The sequence below is a fragment of the Salinibacterium hongtaonis genome, assembly GCF_003065485.1.
GTDB lineage: Bacteria > Actinomycetota > Actinomycetes > Actinomycetales > Microbacteriaceae > Homoserinimonas > Homoserinimonas hongtaonis.
Genome location: NZ_CP026951.1, coordinates 1,762,581 through 1,784,087, shown reverse-complemented (window position 1 = coordinate 1,784,087; position 21,507 = coordinate 1,762,581). Strand labels below are relative to the sequence as shown.

General features: G+C 64.6%; 20 protein-coding genes. 16 read left to right on the top strand and 4 right to left on the bottom strand.

Annotated features, from left to right (window positions below):
* Window positions 1–79: 79 nt before the first annotated feature.
* The 5 genes from C2138_RS08570 (at window position 80) to C2138_RS08550 (ending at window position 4,659) form a co-directional block, all read left to right on the top strand.
* Window positions 80–628, top strand: coding sequence for an alternate-type signal peptide domain-containing protein (locus C2138_RS08570; RefSeq protein WP_108517081.1), 549 nt, complete (start codon window positions 80–82; stop codon window positions 626–628).
* Between the two features lie 104 nt (window positions 629–732).
* Entirely contained in the window at window positions 733–1,314 is a 582-nt protein-coding gene (locus C2138_RS08565; RefSeq protein ID WP_108517079.1) for a TasA family protein, read from the top strand.
* Window positions 1,311–3,197: an RICIN domain-containing protein gene (locus C2138_RS08560; protein ID WP_108517077.1), complete on the top strand. Its 1,887-nt coding sequence runs from the start codon at window positions 1,311–1,313 to the stop codon at window positions 3,195–3,197. The genes C2138_RS08565 and C2138_RS08560 overlap by 4 nt, the downstream gene beginning before the upstream one ends.
* Window positions 3,194–4,009, top strand: a complete 816-nt coding sequence (locus tag C2138_RS08555) for a hypothetical protein (protein WP_108517075.1) — start codon at window positions 3,194–3,196, stop codon at window positions 4,007–4,009. The genes C2138_RS08560 and C2138_RS08555 overlap by 4 nt, the downstream gene beginning before the upstream one ends.
* Window positions 4,006–4,659, top strand: coding sequence for a signal peptidase I (locus C2138_RS08550; protein WP_199286521.1), 654 nt, complete (start codon window positions 4,006–4,008; stop codon window positions 4,657–4,659). The genes C2138_RS08555 and C2138_RS08550 overlap by 4 nt, the downstream gene beginning before the upstream one ends.
* Here the strand turns inward: C2138_RS08550 and ybaK are convergent.
* A complete protein-coding gene (gene ybaK, locus C2138_RS08545; RefSeq protein ID WP_108517073.1) occupies window positions 4,630–5,106 on the bottom strand; it encodes a Cys-tRNA(Pro) deacylase in 477 nt (158 codons plus the stop codon). The two genes, C2138_RS08550 and ybaK, sit on opposite strands and share 30 nt — an antisense overlap.
* Window positions 5,107–5,108: 2 nt before the next feature.
* Window positions 5,109–7,136: a glycogen debranching protein GlgX gene (gene glgX, locus C2138_RS08540; protein ID WP_108517072.1), complete on the bottom strand. Its 2,028-nt coding sequence runs from the start codon at window positions 7,134–7,136 to the stop codon at window positions 5,109–5,111.
* 18 nt (window positions 7,137–7,154) lie between these two features.
* Between glgX and C2138_RS08535 the strand changes: the two genes are divergently transcribed.
* From C2138_RS08535 to gatB, 11 genes are all read left to right on the top strand, one after another.
* Window positions 7,155–8,309: a cysteine desulfurase family protein gene (locus C2138_RS08535; protein ID WP_108517070.1), complete on the top strand. Its 1,155-nt coding sequence runs from the start codon at window positions 7,155–7,157 to the stop codon at window positions 8,307–8,309.
* A 61-nt stretch (window positions 8,310–8,370) separates the two neighbouring features.
* Window positions 8,371–9,741, top strand: a complete 1,371-nt coding sequence (locus C2138_RS08530) for an MFS transporter (RefSeq protein ID WP_108517068.1) — start codon at window positions 8,371–8,373, stop codon at window positions 9,739–9,741.
* A complete protein-coding gene (locus C2138_RS08525) occupies window positions 9,738–11,237 on the top strand; it encodes a pyridoxal phosphate-dependent decarboxylase family protein (RefSeq protein ID WP_338418808.1) in 1,500 nt (499 codons plus the stop codon). Before C2138_RS08530 ends, C2138_RS08525 begins: the two co-directional genes overlap by 4 nt.
* A gap of 88 nt (window positions 11,238–11,325) precedes the next feature.
* On the top strand, window positions 11,326–11,661 hold the full coding sequence (locus tag C2138_RS08520) for an ArsR/SmtB family transcription factor (protein ID WP_241961085.1): 336 nt from the start codon (window positions 11,326–11,328) through the stop codon (window positions 11,659–11,661).
* Window positions 11,661–11,873, top strand: a complete 213-nt coding sequence (locus C2138_RS08515) for a hypothetical protein (protein WP_108517066.1) — start codon at window positions 11,661–11,663, stop codon at window positions 11,871–11,873. Before C2138_RS08520 ends, C2138_RS08515 begins: the two co-directional genes overlap by 1 nt.
* A gap of 37 nt (window positions 11,874–11,910) precedes the next feature.
* Window positions 11,911–13,029 carry a tRNA 2-thiouridine(34) synthase MnmA gene (gene mnmA, locus C2138_RS08510; RefSeq protein ID WP_277871878.1) on the top strand — a complete coding sequence of 373 codons (1,119 nt, stop codon included), beginning with the start codon at window positions 11,911–11,913 and terminating at the stop codon, window positions 13,027–13,029.
* A gap of 64 nt (window positions 13,030–13,093) precedes the next feature.
* The gene (ligA, locus tag C2138_RS08505) at window positions 13,094–15,322 is read left to right on the top strand and encodes an NAD-dependent DNA ligase LigA (RefSeq protein WP_108517063.1); all 2,229 of its coding nucleotides are present in this window, start codon (window positions 13,094–13,096) and stop codon (window positions 15,320–15,322) included.
* Window positions 15,323–15,468: 146 nt separating this feature from the next.
* Window positions 15,469–16,890, top strand: a complete 1,422-nt coding sequence (locus C2138_RS08500) for an alpha/beta hydrolase (protein WP_159078184.1) — start codon at window positions 15,469–15,471, stop codon at window positions 16,888–16,890.
* Between the two features lie 68 nt (window positions 16,891–16,958).
* Window positions 16,959–17,258 carry an Asp-tRNA(Asn)/Glu-tRNA(Gln) amidotransferase subunit GatC gene (gene gatC, locus C2138_RS08495; RefSeq protein ID WP_108517059.1) on the top strand — a complete coding sequence of 100 codons (300 nt, stop codon included), beginning with the start codon at window positions 16,959–16,961 and terminating at the stop codon, window positions 17,256–17,258.
* Complete coding sequence (gatA, locus tag C2138_RS08490) at window positions 17,255–18,796, top strand: Asp-tRNA(Asn)/Glu-tRNA(Gln) amidotransferase subunit GatA (RefSeq protein WP_108517057.1); 1,542 nt, start codon at window positions 17,255–17,257, stop codon at window positions 18,794–18,796. The genes gatC and gatA overlap by 4 nt, the downstream gene beginning before the upstream one ends.
* Window positions 18,796–20,340: an Asp-tRNA(Asn)/Glu-tRNA(Gln) amidotransferase subunit GatB gene (gene gatB, locus C2138_RS08485; protein WP_108517056.1), complete on the top strand. Its 1,545-nt coding sequence runs from the start codon at window positions 18,796–18,798 to the stop codon at window positions 20,338–20,340. The genes gatA and gatB overlap by 1 nt, the downstream gene beginning before the upstream one ends.
* 95 nt (window positions 20,341–20,435) lie before the next feature.
* On the opposite strand, the gene C2138_RS08480 is transcribed toward gatB, so the two are convergent.
* Together C2138_RS08480 and C2138_RS13645 are read right to left on the bottom strand one after the other, a co-directional pair.
* Window positions 20,436–21,206 carry an alpha/beta fold hydrolase gene (locus C2138_RS08480; protein WP_241961084.1) on the bottom strand — a complete coding sequence of 257 codons (771 nt, stop codon included), beginning with the start codon at window positions 21,204–21,206 and terminating at the stop codon, window positions 20,436–20,438.
* 64 nt (window positions 21,207–21,270) lie between these two features.
* Window positions 21,271–21,483 (bottom strand): hypothetical protein, encoded by a 213-nt coding sequence (locus tag C2138_RS13645; protein ID WP_159078183.1) that lies wholly within the window; start codon window positions 21,481–21,483, stop codon window positions 21,271–21,273.
* Between the last annotated feature and the right edge of the window lie 24 nt (window positions 21,484–21,507).

Sequence of the window (21,507 nt, the reverse complement as noted above, 5' to 3'; positions counted from 1 at the left end):
ACGCTCTAGCGAGCGTTCGCGGTGAATTCGTCGGGCCCACTAACCCGACGTCCTTCGCGATGTCGCGAAAGGAAACATCATGAACAAGCTCATCAAGGGTTCCATCGCCGGCGCTGCTGGCATCGCACTCCTCCTCGGCGGTGCGGGCACGCTCGCGTACTGGAACGACGAGGCCTCGCTGGGCAACGCGGGCAGTATCACCTCGGGAACGCTCGACATCGCTGAGGGAACCGGTGCTTGGGTAAAAACTGGCACCACCAACGGCATCGACGTCAACACGTTCAAGATCGTTCCCGGTGACTCAATCACCTACACCGAGACCCTCACCCTGAGCGCAACCGGCGACAGCCTCAAGTACACCGTAAGCAACAACATTGCTGACCTTGTCGCCGCGGGCGGCATCGACGGCGCAATGGTCACCTCCGATGTCGCCGTGAAGAACGGCAACACGACCGCCGCAGACACGGCTGGTGTTTACAACGCGCACCAAGGGGCCAACAGCGTCACGGTCACGGTCACGGTGACGTTCCCCGACACGGTTGGCAACGCAACCGGCGAGGGCCAGAAGGGTCAGGGCCAGACGCTCAACCTCGGCACCGCCAAGGTTTCGGTCCAGCAGGTCGCTTAAGACCCCTTCGGTGGGCGCGGACCTCGATATCCGCGCCCACCGATTCCTCGCAGGATCTGCAGCCCCATAGCTTTTCCCCCCAACCCGCTCCAGGAGGTGATCTCATGCCCATGCAAGCCCCGCAACCTCGCCGGTCCACCCCGGCCGGGCGCGCGCCCGTGCGAAGCATGCTCACGATCACCGCGGCGGCTGCTGGCGCGACTCTCGTCGCCGTCTGTGCCGCAGGGGGAACCTACGGGCTCTGGGCAGACTCCGCTGCTGTCTCTGCCGGAGTTGTGACGTCCGGATCCCTCAATCTCACCATCAACAACCTCGCCGAAGCCCCGATCAACGCGACAGCCTGGGGCTCCATGTTCCCCGGCGACCGCGTTCAGCAGACAGTCACCGTCAAGAACACAGGAACGGTCGCCGCAGACGTAACGGTCGCAGCGACATCCAGTGCCGCAGCCGCAAGCGACTACGCCGTTGAGGTTGCGAAGGGCGCATGTCCGAGTGGGGCCGCTGACATCAGCAGCACGAACGCTCTCCAGGCACCCCCCATTGCTCTGGGAAACTGGACGGCCACCGCATCGTCCGTCGTCTGCATCGAGGTCACGCTCAGCCCGACCGCTTCCAACGTCAGCAACGGTGCTACCGTGCCATTCACGCTCACGATGACCGCGACTCAGAAGACGGTCTACCCATGAGAATCCCCGCGTTCCTTCGCCGCTCGGCTGCCCGCCGCAATCCCCTGCGCGGCACCCTCATTCACAGCGGCGGCATCCTGGCCCTTGTTGTGTTGCTCGTCGCATCCGGGGCTGGCGTCACGTACGCCCTGTGGAACGCCAGCGCTACCGCTACCAGCACGGTCAAGGGCGCTCAGCTTGCGGTCACGGCAGCATTCGGTGGCACCTTCGCAAACTTTAGTTTTCAGAATCACTCTGCGACGGCGAATGGCACCGTCACGGTGACGAACACGACCGCCACGACGCGGACGACCGCAATGCCGGTGAGTACCCAGCTCAGCGCCGCATTCACGGGAGTCGATGCCACGTGGGCGTCGAAGTTCACTGTCTGGGTGTGGCCGCAGTCTGCTGCAGCGTGCACCGCGACGGCCTTACCCGCAAGCGGGGTTCAGGGAACCTGGGCCACCATCCCCGCCATCACGACCACGCTCGCTCCTGCGGCATCCGTTGTCTACTGCGTGCGCTCGGTCGCCGCAGAACGCAGCCAGCTTGGCGTGGCGAGTGGCACATTCACCATCACGCCGCAGGCAACCGCAACACTGTCTTTTAGCGGGTCGAGTGCCTGGACAGCTGCGGCGGCGCCTACTACAACGCAGACGACGCAGAGCATCTATCCGGTTGGCGCCGTCAGCACCACCAACTGGTATCGCATCAGCGATGTTTCCGGCGCGAACTGTGTCGACGTTGAGTCTGCAACGGATACCAACGGCCGGCCCGTTATCGGTTTCGCATGCAAGCCCAACAGCGAAGCGGGCAAGACCAACCAACGCTGGAAGCTCACCGCCGACGGCACGTACTACCGCATCTCCACTCAGCTTTCGAGTGGTCGCAGCGTCGTTGTGACGGCCGGCTCCGATGCGAGCGGCGCAGCGGTGTCGATCAATTCCACGGCCGCCGACGAAGGACGCTGGCAGCTTCAGCAGGTTACCGCCAGCGTTTACCAGCTCGTCAATAAAAAAAGCGGTATGTGCCTCACTCGAGGTGCCGTAACCGGCAGCGGCACTAGCGCGATCACCGCGCTGAGCCAGACGGCATGCTCTGCCTCTGCAGCTCAGAGGTTCACTTTCACGGCCGATGGTTCCACCATCGTGACAGGGCCCGCGTTTGTTCCGGCCCCGACGACCGTTCCCAACCCGAATGCGCGCTACGAGATCAAGCCTGTCGGCAGTGCCAACTGCGTGATGCCGTTGGATGGGAGCAATCTCATGACAACCTTGTGCGCTGCGTGGGGCCAGTGGCGGTTTGCAGCCAGTACCGGATCTTCGTACTACGTCAGCTCGGCGAGTGACGGGCCAGCCACGGACCTCAGCTGGCGGGCCCGCGGCGCCAACAACAGCTATGACGTCGACATGCAACCCCGCGGGAACGACCCGGCGTTTCGGTGGAATCTCCAGCCGCAGACAGACGGCACCTATCGGTTGCAGAGCGTAAGTACTAGCCGCTGTCTGAACTCAGGTTCCTTGGACACGGCGAATTGCTCCGCATCAGCAGCGCAGCGGTTTACACTGACGATGGTCGGGAACCCCAATCCTCCGATTGCCGATTTGACGTGCACGCCCGGAAACTGGACCGTCACATACTCGTGGCCAGCGCTCACGGGGTACCGGTCTGAAGTTGAGTACAGGGCATACATCGGCACGACAGTGATCGGGTCGACTCTCAACGGATGGCAGTCGTTCCAGGTCAGCAACAGCAACGCGGCGTCGCTCGCGCCGGGCAGCTACACCGTCACGATCATGCAGAACATCAAGGGCGTGAATTCGTGGACAACGGTCGGAACGAGCGTGCTCACGAAGGTCGCGACGGATGGCTCGACCAGCCCCTATGAGTGTGGTGCCTTGTGATCTCCGTGAAGAAGGCCATCGCCGCTCTTGTGCTCGGCGCAGCTGTCGCGGCGGGCCCCGCCGTTTCCGCAACAGCGGCACCCGGGGGTCTCGAGGTGAGCCGTGACGGTGTGTCGTACAGTTCGGCTCTGACCGGCTCGCTCTTGACCGACATCGCATCAATGGTTCCCGGCGATAGCCAGCAGGGGACGTTTTACGTTCGCAACTCCAGCAGCACGCCCGGCTTCCTTCGCATCGTTCTCACCGATGTGACGTATTCGGATCTCGACCTTGCTAATGCGCTGACCGTTGTGGCGACGGCTGGGGGAGCGAATGGTGCAGTAACTCCGATCTCCCTCGCTGACCCGTGCTGGGCTATTTCGGAGGGTCAGGTCGTTCCATCAGGAGGGGTGACACGCGTCGACCTCGGAGCTGCCCTTGCCAACCTCGATGGCTCGCGCGGGCAGGGCGCAACCGCGTCTCTTTCGCTCGGGGTGTCCCTCAGCGATATGACGCCGGGCAGCCTTGCCCCCTCCATCTGTGGCGTTCCTAATCTTGCGATCGCCGTGACACCCGATGCCACCAGGAACGTCGCCGTCACGAACCCGGCAGACCCGCCCGCGTCTCACAGCGGTGACCTTGTACCAGGAGACGCCGATCTCCCCGTCTTGGGGCTCGCCGAAGGGCTGGGAATCGACCCGAACACGTGGCACTTGTTCGAGGAGTATTGGGTGCTCCTGCCGATGGGCGCCTTCATCGTTGGCACAATGGTGTTCGGAGTCGTCGTCTGGCGGCGCCGACGCACTGACGAACAACCGGAGAATGCGGTATGACCGAGAAACGCGCTGCGATGGCCACGGCCGAAAAGCCTCGTGGGTTGGTCTATTACGTCGGCGTCGCTCTGAGCGCAGCGCTTCTTGCCCTTGTTCTCCTCGTGGGCGTCATGGTCATTGTTGTTCCCGCTGCCACGGGGTCGACGCCCATGACCGTGCTTACGGGATCGATGGAGCCCACGTATCCTCCCGGAACCCTGGTCGTCGTAAGGCCGATTGATGCGCAGGAGATTCGCATCGGCGATGCGATCACGTATCAGATCGAGTCGGGCAAAGACGCGGTCGTCACCCATCGCGTGATGTCGGTCACTAAGACGACCAACGGCGAGGTGAGCTTCATAACAAAGGGCGACGCGAACGGTGCACCGGATGCCCTTCCCGTGCAGCCCGTGCAGATCAAGGGCAAGGTTTGGTATGCCGTGCCGTGGATCGGATACGCCAACAACCTGCTCAATGGTGACCTTCGAGGGTGGCTGATTCCCACGATTGCCGTCGTGCTGTTCCTCTATGCGGGATACATGCTCGCAAGCGGGATAACGTCCGCCGTGCGTAAGCGTCGAGATGCTGCTCAGGCCGAGGCGGACGCTCAATCGGTCGACGACGCTGAAGGGGCCGACGAATCAGCGAGCGATATCAGCCACGCGCGCTGACGTCACCGCGATGAGATCTGCCGGGGCTAGCTCAATGTCAAAGCCGCGTCGGCCTCCGCTCACGAACACCGTTTCGAACAGCTCCGCCGTCTCGTCGATGACAGTTGTGTGACGGTTCTTCTGCCCAACCGGGCTGATGCCGCCGACCACGTAGCCTGTCTTGCGTTCGGCGACCGCAGCATCCGCCATCGCCGCTTTCTTGCCACCGACCGCCGCCGCCAACGCCTTGAGGTCGAGCTTTGACGTCACCGGCACGATTCCCACGACAAGGCGACCATCGACATCCGCGAGCAGGGTCTTGAAGACCCGGTCGGGATCAAGCCCGAGGGCGGAGGCGGCCTCAAGGCCAAAGTTCGTCACGGCCGGGTCGTGCGCATACACGTGCGGTATGAATCGGATGCCCGCTCCGCTGAGAGCGACGGTGGCGGGGGTTCCCGTTGAGGCCATCGTTACTCGGCCCTGAAGAGCTGCATCGAGGTAGGAGCCATCGTGACCTGGGTGCCGGGGTCGTGAACGTCGGGACCGGTAATGTCGAGCGCCGAATCCCACAGCAGCGTGTAGGACGATACTCCCGGGTGGCGGGGCAGGGTCACCGTCTCAGGCTCCTCGCGCCCCTGCACGACGAGCAGAATGCGATTGAAGTCCTCGTGTTCGGGCGTCGACGCCGCCACATACTGCAGCACGCGCTGGGCGGGTGAATCCCAGTCTTCTGTCGACATCGTCTCGCCAGCGCCGTTGTACCAGTCCATCTGGCTCGCAGAAGGTACGGTCTCGTCTGAGCGGCCGAAGCGCACAGGTCGCAGCGCTGGGTTCTCCCGGCGAAGGCGCAGCAGACGCTTCGAAATCTCGAACAGATCCCGTTGCCAGTCGTCGTGCTCCCAGGGCAGCCAGCTCAGCTCGTCGTCGTGGCAGTAGGCGTTGTTGTTGCCCTGCTGGGAGCGGCCGAACTCGTCGCCAGCGGTGAGCATCGGAACGCCGGCGGAGAGTAGCAACGTGCCCAACAGGTTGCGCATCGCCTTGCGCCGCGCCGTGGTGATGGCGAAGTCGTCGGTCGGGCCCTCTACGCCGTGGTTGAACGATCGATTGTCGTCCGTGCCGTCGCGGTTATCCTCCCGGTTCGACTCATTGTGCTTGTGGTCGTAGGTCGTGAGGTCCGCCAGCGTGAACCCGTCGTGAGCGGTGATGAAGTTCACGCTCGAGAGGGGACCCCTCTCGTCGGCGAAGACATGGGCCGAGCCGGCGAAGCGCCGTGCCATGCTCCCGATTCCCTGCAGCGCAACGCCGTCCCGGCGCTCGGCGGCAATGTCGGTGAGCCAGAAGTCGCGCATCCTGTCGCGGTAGCCGTCGTTCCACTCGATCCAGCCCGGAGGGAAGTTGCCGGTCTGCCACCCGCCGGCGCCGATGTCCCACGGTTCTGCGATCATCTTCACGCCCTGAAGCTCGGGGTCGTTAACAATGGCCGTGAGCAGCGGATGCTCGGGGTCGAATTCGTGGCGTTCGTTGCGCCCCAGGGTTGCGGCTAGGTCGAAGCGGAAACCGTCGATTTGAACGTCGTTCGCCCAGTACCGCAACGAATCGAGCACGAGGCGTTGCGATGCCGGGTGGGCCGTGTTGAGGGAGTTGCCGCAGCCAGTGACGTCGATGTATTCGCCCTCGGCGTTCTGGCGATAGTAGGCAGCATCATCGATACCCCGCAGGCTCGTCGTCGGACCCTCCGGCCCCTGCTCGGAGGTGTGGTTGTAGACGACGTCGAGGATGACCTCAAGGCCCGCCTCGTGCAGCAACTTCACCATTCCCTTGAACTCGCGCAGCACCGCGGCGGGCCCCGCCGCACGGGCCGCTGCAGTGGCATAGTCGCGATGCGGGGCAAAGAACCCGAGAGTGTTGTAGCCCCAATAGTTGATGAAGCCGAGCCGTCGAAGCCGCTCTTCGCTCACCGACTGATGCACGGGCAAAAGCTCGATCGCCGTCACACCAAGATCGAGCAGCTGCTCGATGGCCGATTCGTGCGCGAGCCCGGCATAGGTGCCGCGGAATTCTTCGGGAACCGCAGGGTTGAGCCGCGAAATTCCTTTCGCGTGCGCTTCATAGATGACCGTGTGGTCGAGGGGCGTTGCTGGTTTTGTTGAGCCGTTCCAGTCGAAGCCGCCGTCGTCGACACATGAACGCCATCGCCCGGCACTCACACGGTCGAAGCCGCGCGCGTAGGGATCGAGCAGATGGCGAGACGCGTCGAACCGTGGGCTTTCGCCGCTCACTCGCACCGAGTACCGGGTGTCGCCCACGAGGTCGGGGTGCGTCACCGACCAGACGCCGTGCTCGTCGCGGCTCATCTCGGCGGTGGCGGTAACGCGGTCGCCCCGGTTATCAAAGATGCACAATTCCATGGATGTCGCGTGCTCAGACCAGACCCGAAGGTGGCCGCCGGCACCCGTCACCCGCACGCCAAGGTCGCGCAAAGGATCGGTGGAGATCATCGTCCTAGAGTAGAACCTATGCCCGTCTACCTGGACCATGCGGCGACCACGCCCATGCTCCCCGCCGCCCGCGCCGCCCTCATCGCGGCTCTCGATCTTGTGGGCAATCCGTCATCCATTCACACCCACGGGCAGTCAGCCAAACGCATACTCGAAGAAGCACGCGAGGTGATCGCCGGGTCACTCGGATGCGACCCCATCGAGATCGTGTTGACCTCCGGTGGCACAGAATCGGTGAACCTGGGCGTCAAGGGGCTGTTCTGGGCTCGCGACACGTCAGTCGTCTCGCGCAAGCGCATCCTTGTTCCCCGCGGCGAACACCACGCGACGATCGATGCCGCCGAGTGGCTCGTGGCTCATGAGGGTGCCGTCATCGAGTGGTTGCCAATCGATGAACTGGGGCGCATCTCCATCGACTCCGTTGCGCAGTCGTTGCGGGAGCATGACGATATTGCCCTTCTGACCATGCTCTGGGCCAACAACGAGGTGGGCACGGTGCAGCCAGTCGCTGAGATCGTGGCGCTGGCAGCCGAACGCGGCGTTCCAGTCCACGTAGATGCCGTGGCCGCATACGGCCATCTGCCGGTTTCTCTGCGCGAGAGCGGTGCCGCCGCGATTAGTGTTTCCGCCCACAAGGTCGGCGGGCCTTTGGGCATGGGGGCCCTCACCCTCGCCCGCACGGCCGTAGTCGAGCCCCTGCTTCATGGAGGCGGGCAGCAGCGAAATGTGCGCTCCGGCACGCAGGATGCACCCGCTGCTGTGGCGTTCGCCGCCGCCGTCGAGCATCCTCCCGCTCCTCTCACACACTTGCGTGATGCGCTGATCGCGGGCGTGCGCTCGGCCGTGCCCGACGCGGTGCTGCGAGGCGACCCCCGTGATCGTCTCGACAACAACGCCCACTTCACCTTTCCCGGCTGCGCAGGAGATTCGCTTCTGTTCATGCTCGATTCCGCAGGTATCTCAGCGAGCACGGGGTCGGCCTGCCAGGCCGGAATCCCCGAGGCATCCCACGTACTGCTGGGCATGGGCCTGAGCGAAGCCGAGGCTAGGGGAGCACTGCGGTTCACGCTCGGACACGATTCGACCGCCGCCGACATTGAGGCTCTTCTCTCGGTGTTGCCCGATGCCGTGGCGAGGGCCAGACGCGCCGGTTATAGCAACAGAGCGGTGTGACCCTCACTCGGTGAGCTATGGGCGTTCCCCTCGCGGTCGCGGCCCACTACGCTCAGGCGTCATGGATGCAACGACGCATGTCAGCAGGGCGACTATCGCTCGATACGCGGTCGGTTCGCTGGGCACCGGAGGGTTCGCCACGCTGCCCGGACTCGTGCTCGTCTACTACTTGACCGACACCCTTGGCATCGCGGCGCTCGCCGCCGGCCTGATCGTGACCCTCGCCAAGGTGTGGGATGTGATCATCGATCCCGTCATCGGGGCCACAAGCGATGCGAGCCTCGCGCGCACCGGCTCGCGGCGCAGGTTCATGATGCTCGGCGGTCTCACCCTTCCCGTGTTTTTCTTTCTCACCTTCGCGGTGCCCACAGGGCTCGGCCCGGTTGCCTCAGGAATCTGGGTGACTCTGGCGTTTGTGTTGTGCGCCACGGCATTCAGCCTGTTTCAGGTGCCTTATATTGCGCTGCCGGCCGAGTTGACATCCGGCTACGACGATAGGACGCGACTGCTCACCTGGAGGGTCGTCGTGCTGACCCTGGCCATTTTGCTCTTCGGTGCTGGGGGCCCCATCCTGCGCGGACTCGCCGACGATGCCCGCGTCGGTTACCTGGTGATGGCGGCGGTCGCCGGCCTCGTGATCGGCGCTGGCATGCTGATCTCATCGAGGGTTGCGCCACAATCGCATTCGTTTGCGTTCGTTGCGCAACGCCGGTCGCTCGGGATTGCTTATCGAGACGGCGCGGCAACGCTCGCCCGCAGTGCGCCATTCCGTGCGCTGCTCGCCACCTTCATGCTCCAGGGGTTGGCGACGGGGCTCATGCTTGCCGGTGCGCAGTACGTGGCGACGTGGGTCCTTCGGTCCGAAGATGCCGTGACTCTGCTTTTCGTTGCGCTCATCGCTCCGGCGCTGCTGCTGGCGCCCGTCTGGGGCGTCGTTGCGCGTCGCCTGGGCAAGTACCGCACATTCGTGATCGCGAGCGGGGTGTTCGCGCTCGCGGCGGCAAGCATGATCGCGCTCATCTGGGCACCCGGGGGGTGGGTCTATCTGCCCGTCGCCGTTGCGGGGGCCGCCTATGCCGGTATGCAGTCGTTGCCCATGGCGATGTTGCCGGATGTCATTTCCTACGACGCTAGAACCAAGGGGTCCGGCAAGGCCGGCACCTTCAGCGGGGTGTGGACGGCGGGGGAGACGACGGGAATGGCGCTCGGAGCGACCACACTCACCATTGTCCTGGCGCTCAGCGGCTATCTCGAAAGCGTCGCAGGGCAGGCAGTATCTCAGCCTGATTCCGCGCTCGTCGGCATCGTCGTCAGCTTCAGCGCGGTGCCTGCCGTGCTTATGGTGCTGAGTCTGGTCACGCTTCGCGGTTACCGATTGCGCCGGTCCGACACCGACAACGAGATTGAGGTCGTTCGGGAGGTGATCGCGTGAACGACGACATCCTGACGGAGCGTTCGCTGAGCATCCTCGATCGGCTGCAAAGCCTTAGGCACATGGATGCCCCCACTCATGGCGGGCGGGTGCTCTCCTATGTCTATGACTCGGGGCTGGCAGAGCTCGACGAACTCGCCGCACGGGCTATTCGCATCATGCAGCCCGTCAATGGCCTCGACCCCACCACATTCCCCTCCGTCGCTGCCATGGAGCGCGACATTGTGGAGTTCTCCCGACGGATGCTGCACGGCGACGACCCCGAAATAGTCGGCACCGTGACCTCAGGGGGCACCGAAAGCTGTTTGCTTGCGGTCAAGACCGCGCGGGATCTGTGGCGTGCTGCCGGAGGGACTGGTGTGCCGCGCCTGCTTGCGCCCGTCACCGTGCACGCCGCATTTCACAAGGCAGCGGACTATTTCGGTCTCGACCTGGACCTCGTATCCGTGGGGCAGGATGGCCGTGTCGACCCGGCCCACCTCGTCGCACGGTTCGGCCCCGATGTCGCTCTCGTCGTGGTCTCCGCGCCCGCGTACCCTCACGCGAGCTTCGATCCCGTCGCTCCCGTGGCCGCTGCTGCCCGCGAGGCAGGAATCTCGTGCCACGTCGATGCTTGCATTGGAGGGTGGGTGCTGCCCTGGTGGGGGGACGACGTGCCGGAATGGGATTTCTCTGTTGTCGGCGTCACCAGCATCTCGGCAGACCTGCATAAATACGGCTACGCACCCAAGGGTGTTTCTGTGCTTCTCCATCGGGGCCGAGACCGACAGCGAGCTCAATTCTTTGCCGCCACGCGATGGCCGGGTTACCCCGTGGTCAACTCGACAATGCTCGGGTCCAAGTCGGCGGCGTCGCTTGCGGCGGCCTGGGCGATCATTCAGCGGTTGGGAGTCGAGGGCCTGGCGTCGCTCACGGCGCAGAGTCGTAGGGCGACGGATGCTCTACGCGGCATCATCGATTCTGTTGACGGTCTGAGGGTTGTCGGTGATCCCGTTGGCCCGCTCTTTGCCGTCGCGTCGGATGACTCGGTGCCAGCCGCTCGAAGGGTCGACCCCCACCATTGGGCAGATCGAGTTCGCGCCCGCGGATGGCTTCTGCAGCTCCAGCCGGGGCTGATGCAGCCGGACGGGTCACGGTTGCCGCACACGACTCACGTAACGGTCACCCCGGTGACGGAGTCGGTTGTGGGGGATCTGGGTGCCGCGCTCATTGCCGGGGCCGACCAGGTGAGGGGTGTCGCACCGATATCGCCAGAAAGTGCCGCAGCGGTGGCGCAGCAGCTCGGGGGACTCGGCGACCCAGAGCGTGCTCGCCCGCTCGATTCGGAATCGGCTCTGGCCGCGCTCTCGGGGGCGGGCCTCGCCTCAGAGTCTGGTGCTCTGCCCGAGCAGATGGCGCCGATTCTCGCGCTCATGCAGGCGCTCCCGGCGCCCGTAACTGAGCGCCTTTTGGTCGAGCTCATCGCCCGCCTGAGCGAGCCAGGTGCCGCTGGATAGAGCAACAGTTACGGCGAATGCCGTCCGGGTTGACACGTACACCTTGCACCTGTAAGTTTCTTCTAACAGGTGAAACAAGGAGGTGGCGATGAGCGAAATTACGGAGATGTCGGCCGATGAGCTGAGCATCAAACTCACTGCCATTTCGAGCGCGCAGCGCATGCGCATCATTGCAATGCTCGCGGGGGAGAGGCTGCACGTCAGCGAGCTTGCCCGCAGGGTGGGCATGTCGCGTGCGCTCCTCTATATGCACCTGACGAAACTCGAGGAATCCGGATACGTCGCCGGGAGCCTCGAACTCAGCGAGGACGGCAAAGCCCTTAAGTACTTTGAGGTGCTGCCGTTCACGCTCACAATCGACGCCGAGACCCTCGTCGCGGCCGTCGCCCGAAGCGCCGAAAGCGCAGAGTCTGGAGAAATCTGATGGAGCACATTCCTTGGTTCGCGTGGATCGCGATCGCCGGAATCTTCGCGTGGGTCATTGTGACCTCCGCCACGACGTTTGCGGGGCGCAACAAGAACCTCGACGCGGTGATCGCGCAGAACACCGCGGTGAACGAGAAGCTCATGGAGCGCCTCGACACAATCGACACTCGGCTCATCGCGGTGGAGAAAACCCTCAACGACATTCCCTAACCAGGGGCGCTCAGCGCAGCGCGCGTAGACTGCTTCGGTGAAGGTTTTAGCAGCGATGAGTGGCGGGGTGGATTCCGCCGTCGCCGCTGCCCGCGCCGTCGAGGCGGGCCACGAGGTTGTCGGTGTTCATCTTGCGCTCAGCCGCATGCCGGGCACACTGCGCACCGGCAGCCGCGGATGCTGCACGATCGAAGACTCGATGGATGCCCAGCGTGCCGCCAACATCATCGGCATCCCCTACTACGTGTGGGATTTCTCCGAGCGGTTCAAGCTCGATGTTGTCGACAACTTCATCGAGGAGTACCAGGCGGGGCGCACGCCCAACCCGTGTATGCGGTGCAACGAGAAGATCAAGTTCGCCGCGTTACTGGAGAAGGCCATCGACCTGGGGTTCGACGCCGTCGTCACGGGGCACTACGCCAAGGTGGTCACGGATGCTGAGGGCAACCGGGAGCTGCACCGCGCCGCAGCGTGGGCCAAGGACCAGTCGTATGTGCTCGGCGTGCTCACGGCCGACCAGCTCGACCACTGCCTCTTTCCGCTCGGGGACACCCCGTCGAAGGCAGAGGTGCGGGCCGAGGCCGCGGAGCGCGGCTTCAGTGTCGCGAGCAAGCCCGACAGCCACGACATCTGCTTCATCCCCGACGGGGACACTCGCGGGTGGCTTGCCGACCGAGTGGGCGCCGAGCAGGGCACGATCCTCGATCGATCCGGTGCGGTGATCGGCAAGCACGAGGGTGCCGCCGCGTTCACCATCGGCCAGCGCAAGGGCCTCAACCTCGGTGTGCCCAGCGTCGATGGTCGGCCGCGGTTTGTGTTGGAGATTCGCCCCAAGGACAACACGGTCGTTGTTGGACCTCGTGAGGCGCTTGACCTTGCCGAGGTTGCGGGAACCCGGTTCACCTGGGCTGGCCTCGCACCCGATAACCCCGCTGTGCCGTTCGACTGCCACGTGCAGGTGCGCGCTCATTCCGATCCCATGCCCGCCATCGCCCAGGTTGTCGACACTGAGGCAGGGCCCGAGCTCGTCATCCGACCCACGACGCCTCTGAACGGTGTTTCGACGGGCCAGACGGCGGTTGTCTATGTGGGCACTCGCGTTCTGGGCCAGTGCACGATCGACCGCACCGTGAGTGCGGTTCCTGCCGACGCGTAACGCTGCTTCTTCGGCCGGGTATTCGACGCCTGTCGGTGTCGGTGTCGGTGCCTAGACTGAGAGGGTGGCAGAGTCCGTTACCCCTCCAGAGCTCGATGCGGCCAAGGCCGAAGCCGACGAGCTGACGACCCGCATCCTCGAACTCCGCGAGGCGTACTACGAGCGCGATACCGAACTCGTTTCGGATGCGGAGTACGACGCTCTGATGCACCGGCTCGAAGAGCTCGAGCATCTGTTCCCCGAGCTGCAGGGGCAAGACAGTCCGACGCAGACCGTGGGTGGGCGGGCGCAAACGCTCTTCGACCCTGTCGAGCACGCCGAGCGTATGCTCAGCCTCGACAACGTCTTCAGCATCGAGGAGTTTGAGGCGTGGGCCGCCAAGGTCGAACGGGATGCCCACCGCCGAGTCGACTACCTGTGCGAGCTCAAGATCGATGGGCTCGCCATCAACTTGCGATACGAAAACGGCGTGCTCACGACCGCAGCCACGCGAGGCGACGGGCGAACCGGCGAAGACGTGACCGAGAACATCCGTCTCGTGGCGTCTATCCCGCAGCGCCTTGCCGGTGAGGGGCATCCGCCCATCGTCGAGGTCCGCGGCGAGGTATTCATTCCTGTGGAGGCATTCAGGCTTCTCAATGCTGAGCAGGCGGCTACCGGCGAGCGTATCTTCGCCAACCCGCGCAACGCAGCCTCTGGCAGCCTTCGGCAGAAGGCGGAGGGCAAATCGCCCGACAAGCTCGCTCAGATGCACCGGCGTCTTTCGACCTTGCGCATGCTCGTTCACGGCATCGGAGCCTGGCCTAATCCGCCCGTCTCGAGTCAGTCAGAGGTCTATGGGCTCCTAGCGGGCTGGGGGCTCCCCACCAGTCCCTACTTTCAGGTCAAGGATTCGGCCAAGGGTGCCGCCGAGTTCATCGAGTACTACGGCGAGAACCGCGCGAGCGTGGAGCACGAGATCGACGGAATCGTCGTCAAGGTGGACGAGCTTGCCCTGCACGATGAGCTGGGGGCGACTAGCCGGGCGCCGCGATGGGCGATTGCTTATAAGTACCCGCCAGAGCAGGTCAACACCAAGCTTCTCGACATCGTGGTGAGCGTTGGCCGCACGGGCCGCGCGACGCCGTTCGCCGTTATGGAGAAGGTGCGCGTTGCGGGCAGCGAAGTGCGCCAGGCCACGCTTCACAACCAGGACGTTGTTAAGGCCAAGGGCGTGTTGATCGGCGACACCGTCGTGTTGCGTAAGGCCGGTGATGTGATTCCCGAAGTCCTGGGCCCCGTCGTTGAGCTGAGAGACGGCACCGAGCGCGAGTTTGTAATGCCAACGAATTGCCCCGAGTGCGGCACGCCGCTGCGCGCGATGAAAGAGGGCGACATTGATCTGAGGTGCCCCAACGCGCGAAGCTGCCCGGCCCAGGTGCGGGGTCGGGTTGAGCACATCGGCAGCAGGGGCGGCCTCGACATCGAGGTCCTCGGCGAGGTCGCCGCTGCGGCGCTGACGCAGCCAACGACGCCGGAGGTCCCTCCGCTCGAAACCGAGGCTGGTCTTTTTGACTTAGAGCTGGGCGACCTGATCCCCATTGAGGTGATGGTGCGTGACGCCGAAACTGGCCTGCCTAAAGAGGAGCCAGACGGCACCATCAGAATGCGCACGCCGTTTCGCCGCAATCCCAGCGCCGCCGAGAAGAAGGCGGGATTGCTTGGCCAGCAGCCCTCCGCCGCAGCCACCAAGCTCCTCGACGAGATCGAGAAGGCTAAGACTAAGCCGCTGTGGCGCATCCTCGTCAGCCTCAACATTCGGCATGTGGGGCCCGTCGCTGCGCGCGCTCTCGCCGACTACTTCGGGTCTCTGGATGCCATCCGCTCGGCGTCGCGAGACGAACTCGCCGCGGTCGACGGGGTTGGCCCCATCATCGCCGATGCCCTCATGGACTGGTTCGATGTCGACTGGCATCGAGAGATTGTGCAGCGATGGGCGGATGCGGGGGTGCAGTTTGCGACGCCCGGTCACCCCGGTCCTGGTGCGGCCGCAGCGGCGGGCGGTCCGCTCGCCGGGCTCACGGTTGTCGCGACCGGCGCGCTCGAGGGTTTCTCCCGCGAGGGTGCGCAAGAAGCCATAATCCAGGCCGGCGGCAAGGCGGCCTCCAGCGTCTCTAAGAAGACGGATTTCGTGGCGGCGGGTCCCGGTGCCGGCTCGAAACTCGCCAAAGCAGAGGAGCTCGGCGTTCGCATCATCGATGCCGCCCAGTTCGCGCTCCTCGTGCGGGAGGGGCCGACAGCACTCGACTCTTGAGCTCGCCGGGCCTAAAGAACAGAGCTCGCCGGGCCTAATGAACAGGGTTTGTTAACAACTGAGCTTTTTTAAGAGATGCTCGTCGCCATGCCCCTACACTGGAGCATTACTGGCCGTCCTCGATTCAGGAGAGTGAAGGGTCTACCGTGCTCCCTCGTCTCGTGGCGATCGTTGCTTCCTCGGCACTCGTCCTCGGACTCGCCGGGGCTATTGTGGCGACCCCGCGGCCATCTCCGACGGCATCAACAACGGCGGCATCGATCAGCTACCGGGCTGCGTCGTCTCGCCTCCCGACGCTTTCTCCCGCCGGCCAACTGGCTGGTCTTGGCGCGCTCGATGGGCTAGCGCTCCTGGACGGTGTCGCGCACCTCGACCGGCTCGCCCTCGGCGATTTTGCGACTCGGTACGCCAGCACGCTCAGTGCGCTCGGCGAGAACCCCCCGGAGTCAACGGAGGTCGTGAGGTGGTGGTCGCAGCTTGCCCAGCAGAAGCGCCATGACCTCGTTGCCCTTGTTCCCGGTCTCGTCGGCAATCTCGACGGGGTTCCCTACGACGTGCGTGATGCAGCGAACCGGGCCTATCTCGAGATCACGATCTCGCAGATCGAGGCGGGGCTCGCGAGTGCGGGAGGAACCGCGGCACGCGCAGCCGATGAGGCGAGACTCGACATGCTGCGGGAGGTGCGGCTCGCACTCGGCGAACAGGGCCAGATTCCCTCCCGGCATCTTCTTGCCGTCGATGTCGCGTGGCCGGGTCAAGCCGTAGTCGCCCTTGGCGATGTCGCAGAGGCCGACTATGTCAGCTTTCTGGTGCCAGGGATGTTCTTCACTGTGCAGGGTCAGATAGTCGACTGGACGGAGATCGCACTCGATATTCACAGAGACAAAATGTCTCTGGTTGCGAATCCGCTCTCTGCGGGCCCGATCCTCGCGTCGTCCGATTCGCAATCGACCTCCGAATCGCACGTCGCGGGTACAGAGATGTCTTCGTCAACGACGGATCCTCCCTCGGCCTCGTCCATCGCCACCGTTGCCTGGATGGGCTATGAGACGCCCAATATCTTCACCGTCGGCGCACTCGATCTCGCACATGATGGGGCCGACGCGCTCAGCGCAACCGTCGATGGTCTGCGCGCCGTCCGCGGGGATCGGCAACCCAAAGTGTCGCTCATCACGCATTCCTATGGGTCGACTGCAGCGTCCATTGCGCTCCAGCGGGGCACCCTAGATATCGACGCGCTGGCGATCGTCGGATCTCCGGGAGTCGCGGTCGACGATGTCAGGGGCCTCGGGCTTGCCGACGGAGCGGTGTTTGTGGGCGAGGCGTCGTGGGATCCTGTGGCCGACATCGCCTTTCACGGTAGCGATCCCGGGGATCCCGCCTTCGGCGCCGTGCAGATGGACGTCGGTACCGGTCACGACGATGTGACGGGCAAGACCCTCGGCTCGGCCGTTGGCCACCTAGGCTATTTTGCCGCCGGCACCAAGGCAATGCGAAGCTTCGCTTTGATCGGTCTCGGTCGTCTAGCGGAGGTGCCGGGTCAGGCTCAGCAGATTCTGGCCAGATAGCCGCCGAGCGGTGTCAGGTCGGGCGGATAGGATTGGCTGTACCCCCGGCCACAACGCTTCGGAGAACTATGTCTGAAATCACGAACGAGCAGGTCGCGCACCTGGCCAATCTGGCGCGCATCGCCTTGACTCCCGAGGAGATCGAGAAGCTTACGGGCGAGCTCGGCGCAATCGTCGATTCGATCGCCAAGGTGTCGGAGATCGCCACGCCAGACGTGCCGGCGACCTCGCACCCCATCCCGCTGTCGAATGTGTTCCGGCCCGATGTTGTTGGCGAGACGCTGACGACCGAGCAGGCACTCGCGGGGGCACCTGAGCACGACGAGAGCCGATTTATCGTTTCGGCAATTCTGGGAGAAGAGCAGTGACCGACCTGACCCGGCTTTCTGCCGCAGACCTGAGTTCCAAGCTCGCATCCGGCGAGGTGTCAAGCGTTGAAGCAACGCAGGCGCACCTCGACCGCATCGCAGCAGTCGACGGAGACGTTCACGCGTTCCTTCATGTTTCGGATGCTGCCCTCTCGACCGCAGCCTCGATCGACGCACGCCGCGCAGCAGGAGAGCCTCTGGGCGCCCTTGCCGGTGTGCCCATCGCTATCAAGGACATCCTGTGCACGACCGACATGCCCACGACGGCAGGCTCCCGCATCCTTGAGGGCTGGGTTTCGCCCTACGACGCAACCGTTGTGCGCAAGCTGCGCGAGGCAGACCTGGTGCCGCTCGGCAAGACCAACATGGACGAGTTCGCCATGGGGTCGTCGACGGAGCACTCGGCCTATGGCCCCACCCGCAACCCGTGGTCGCTCGACCGCATCCCCGGTGGATCCGGTGGCGGCTCGGCCGCTGCGGTCGCCGCGTTTGAGGCACCCCTCGCCCTCGGCAGCGACACCGGTGGGTCGATTCGTCAGCCCGCCGCCGTCACCGGGTCTGTCGGCGTCAAGCCCACCTATGGCGGAGTCTCTCGCTACGGTGCGATCGCGCTTGCGTCGTCGCTCGACCAGGTCGGCCCCGTCTCACGCACCGTTCTCGATGCCGCTCTGCTTCACGATGTGATCGGGGGCCACGACCGCCGCGATTCCACGTCGCTGCGGGACGAGTGGCCGAGCTTCGCCGAAGCCGCCCGTGCCGGCGCCCAGTCGCGCTCGCTCAAGGGTGTTCGCGTCGGCGTCGTCAAAGAGCTTGATGGCGAGGGCTTCCAGGCGGGAGTCCACACGCTGTTTCACCAGGCCCTCGACACGATGGCCGCAGCCGGTGCCGAGATCGTGGAGGTCTCTGCCCCGAGCTTTGAGTACGCCATCGCCGCGTACTACCTGATCCTGCCCGCAGAGGCATCGAGCAACCTCGCCAAATTCGACTCCGTTCGATTCGGCATGCGCGCCAAGATTCCTGGCGGCGGCACCGTTGAGGATGTCATGGCCGCGACCCGCGAGGCTGGCCTGGGCGACGAGGTAAAGCGCCGCATCATCCTCGGTACCTACGCGCTGAGCGCCGGCTACTACGACGCCTACTACGGAAGCGCGCAGAAGGTTCGCACGCTCATCCAGCGCGACTTCGATGCTGCGTTCACGCAGGCGGATGTTCTCGTCTCGCCCTCTGCGCCCACCACGGCGTTCAAGCTGGGCGAGAAGCTCAACGACCCACTTGCGATGTACCTCAACGACGTCACGACGATCCCCGCGAACCTCGCGGGTGTTCCCGGTATGAGCTTGCCCATGGGCCTCGCCGCAGAGGACGGGCTCCCCGCCGGTCTGCAGATCATGGCTCCCGCTCGCGAGGATGCCCGGCTCTACACGGTGGGTGCAGCCCTGGAGGCGCTCCTCGAAGAGCAATGGGGACACACCCTCATCAGCAGGGCGCCCGACCTGGCGCTCGGTGAAGAATTTGCAGCACAGGAGGGAGCGGTCTGATGGCCAAAGCAGAACTGATGGACTTCGACAAGGCCCTCGAGTTGTTCGAGCCCGTGCTCGGCTTCGAGGTGCACGTCGAACTCAACACCAAGACCAAGATGTTCTCGGATGCCCCCAACCCGGCCGCGGCCGACGGTGGCACGGGTGAGCCCAACACGATGATCACTCCCGTGTGCCTCGGCCTTCCCGGCTCGCTGCCCGTGGTGAACGAGCAGGCAATTAGGGATTCGATCAGCCTTGGCCTCGCCCTCGGATGCGAGATCGCACCGTCGTCGCGGTTCGCACGTAAGAACTACTTCTATCCAGACCTCGCCAAGAACTACCAGATCAGCCAGTACGACGAGCCGATCGCGTTCGACGGCAACGTCGAAGTTGAGCTGCCCGACGGCCGTCTCTTCGACGTGTCGATCGAGCGCGCTCACATGGAAGAGGATGCGGGCAAGCTCACGCACGTCGGCGGGGCGACCGGCCGCATCCAGGGTGCCGAATACTCGCTCGTTGACTACAACCGTGCCGGTGTTCCCCTCGTCGAAATCGTCACCAACATCATCTACGGGGCAGAGCATGACGCCCCCGTGCTGGCCAAAGCGTATGTTTCGGCTATTCGCGACATCGTGATCTCGCTCGGTATTTCCGAGGCGAAGATGGAGCGCGGCAACCTGCGCTGTGACGCCAACATCTCGCTGCGTTCGCGCGCTGCGGTAGCCGAGGCTCAGGTCGCAGGCCTGCCGTTGCCGCTCGGTACCCGCACCGAGACGAAGAACGTCAACAGCCTGCGCAGCGTTGAGCGTGCCATCCGGTACGAAATCCAGCGTCAGGCGGCGATTCTCGCCAAGGGTGGAACGATCATCCAGGAGACCCGTCACTGGCACGAAGACACGGGCCAGACCTCGGCGGGTCGCCCCAAGAGCGACGCCGACGACTATCGCTACTTTCCCGAGCCCGACCTTCTGCCGGTTGAGCCGTCAAAGGAGCTCATCGCCGAACTGCGTGCAGCGCTTCCCGAGGCCCCCGCGATTCGTCGCCGCCGCCTCAAGGAGGCGTGGGGCTTCACTGACCTTGAGTTCCAGGATGTCGTGAACTCGGGTCTGCTCAACGAGGTTGAGGCCACGACCGCGGCAGGGGCATCCGCTCATGCTGCCCGCAAGTGGTGGACGGGCGAGATCGCGCGTGTCGCCAACGAGCGTGGCGTGGATGCTGCGAGCCTCGTGAGCCCGCTGCATGTCTCAGAGCTTGTAGCCATGGTCGAAGACGGCGAACTCACCGACCGTCTTGCCCGCCAGGTGCTTGAGGGCGTTATCGCCGGCGAGGGATCGCCATCGCACGTGGTCAAGGAGCGCGGCCTCGCCGTTGTCTCTGACGACGGCGCGCTCATTGCGGCGATCGACGAAGCTCTGGCCTCGCAGCCGGACGTTCTTGCCAAGATCAAGGACGGCAAGGTTCAGGCCGCCGGTGCCGTGATTGGTGCCGTCATGAAGGCTATGAAGGGCCAGGCGGATGCTGCCCGCGTCCGTGAGCTGGTTCTGGAGCGCGCCGCACAGTAACGCGCCATTCGATCGCAGGGCCGGCATCCGCCATCAGGGGATGTCGGCCCTGCGTCGTTGTCGAGGCTCCTGCAGAGGTGCGCGCCCGGAGGCGCCTATTCGCTCAGAAAGGCGACGGCAGCGGTTCTGAACGCGCCAGACGAGGGGGCGCTGAAGTGGTTACGGTCGGGAATCTCGACAAAGCGCGCGTGCGGCGCACTTTCGGCCAGCCGACGCGACTGGTCGATGATGAGGTCGTCGGTGCCCGTGCCGAGCAGGAGGGGCTGCTCCGGCGCGTTTGTGGTGTCGGCCTGCAGGCCGCCGCGTAGCCCTTCCACGAGCGAAATCAGTGATTCGAGGTCGTTGCCGGGAACCCGTGCCGCCATCATGACGAATGCTGAGGTGAGGGGGTCCTCAATCGTCCTCCCTGTCCGCACGTAATCACGAGCCGCTTCGAGATCGAACCGAGTCAGGGGGTCTCCCTCCGGCAGCCCGCCGAGCACGGCCCGGGTGACGAGGTGGGGAAGCGCCGGCGCGGCGAGCCAGCTCACACGCGAGCCCAGGGAGTACCCCAGCAGTGAGACGTCGCCGAGCATGTAGGTGTTGAGCACTTGCGACAGGTCGTCGACGAAGAGTTCCATGGTGTAACGCTCTGGATCGTAAGGCTTGTCGCTCTGCCCATGCCCACGTTGGTCTACCGCGATCACCCGGTGGCCGGCACGGGTCAGGTCGCGGATCCATCCCGTCACCTGCCAATTGACGAGGGCCGATGCGGCGAAGCCGTGCAGGGCGACGACGGGCGGGGCATCGAGATCGCCAAAATCGTAGGTGGCGAGCTTGAGGCCGTCCGAAGAGAGCACGAACTGGGGCTGAGGGGTGGCGTCCACGGCACCATTCCACCACCGAGCGTGGGTTTGCGCACTCAGGTTGATGCGCCTGTAGGACGCGGGACTACTGGCGGCGGGATCGCCGGTCGAGTTCGATCGTGGTGATGGCGCCGAGGGAGGAGAGCCCGAAGCAGATCGCTCCAAACCAGGCGGGAGCGAATGAGGCGTCACGGGCGAGCAACCCCGCGAACAGTACCGTCAGCAACAGCGACACCGTTGCGATCACCCACGCCGCAATCGTTCGAAGCCGATTCGGGGGAGTCGCGGGAGAAGCCATGACTCTATTGTGCCGTGAGCGGGC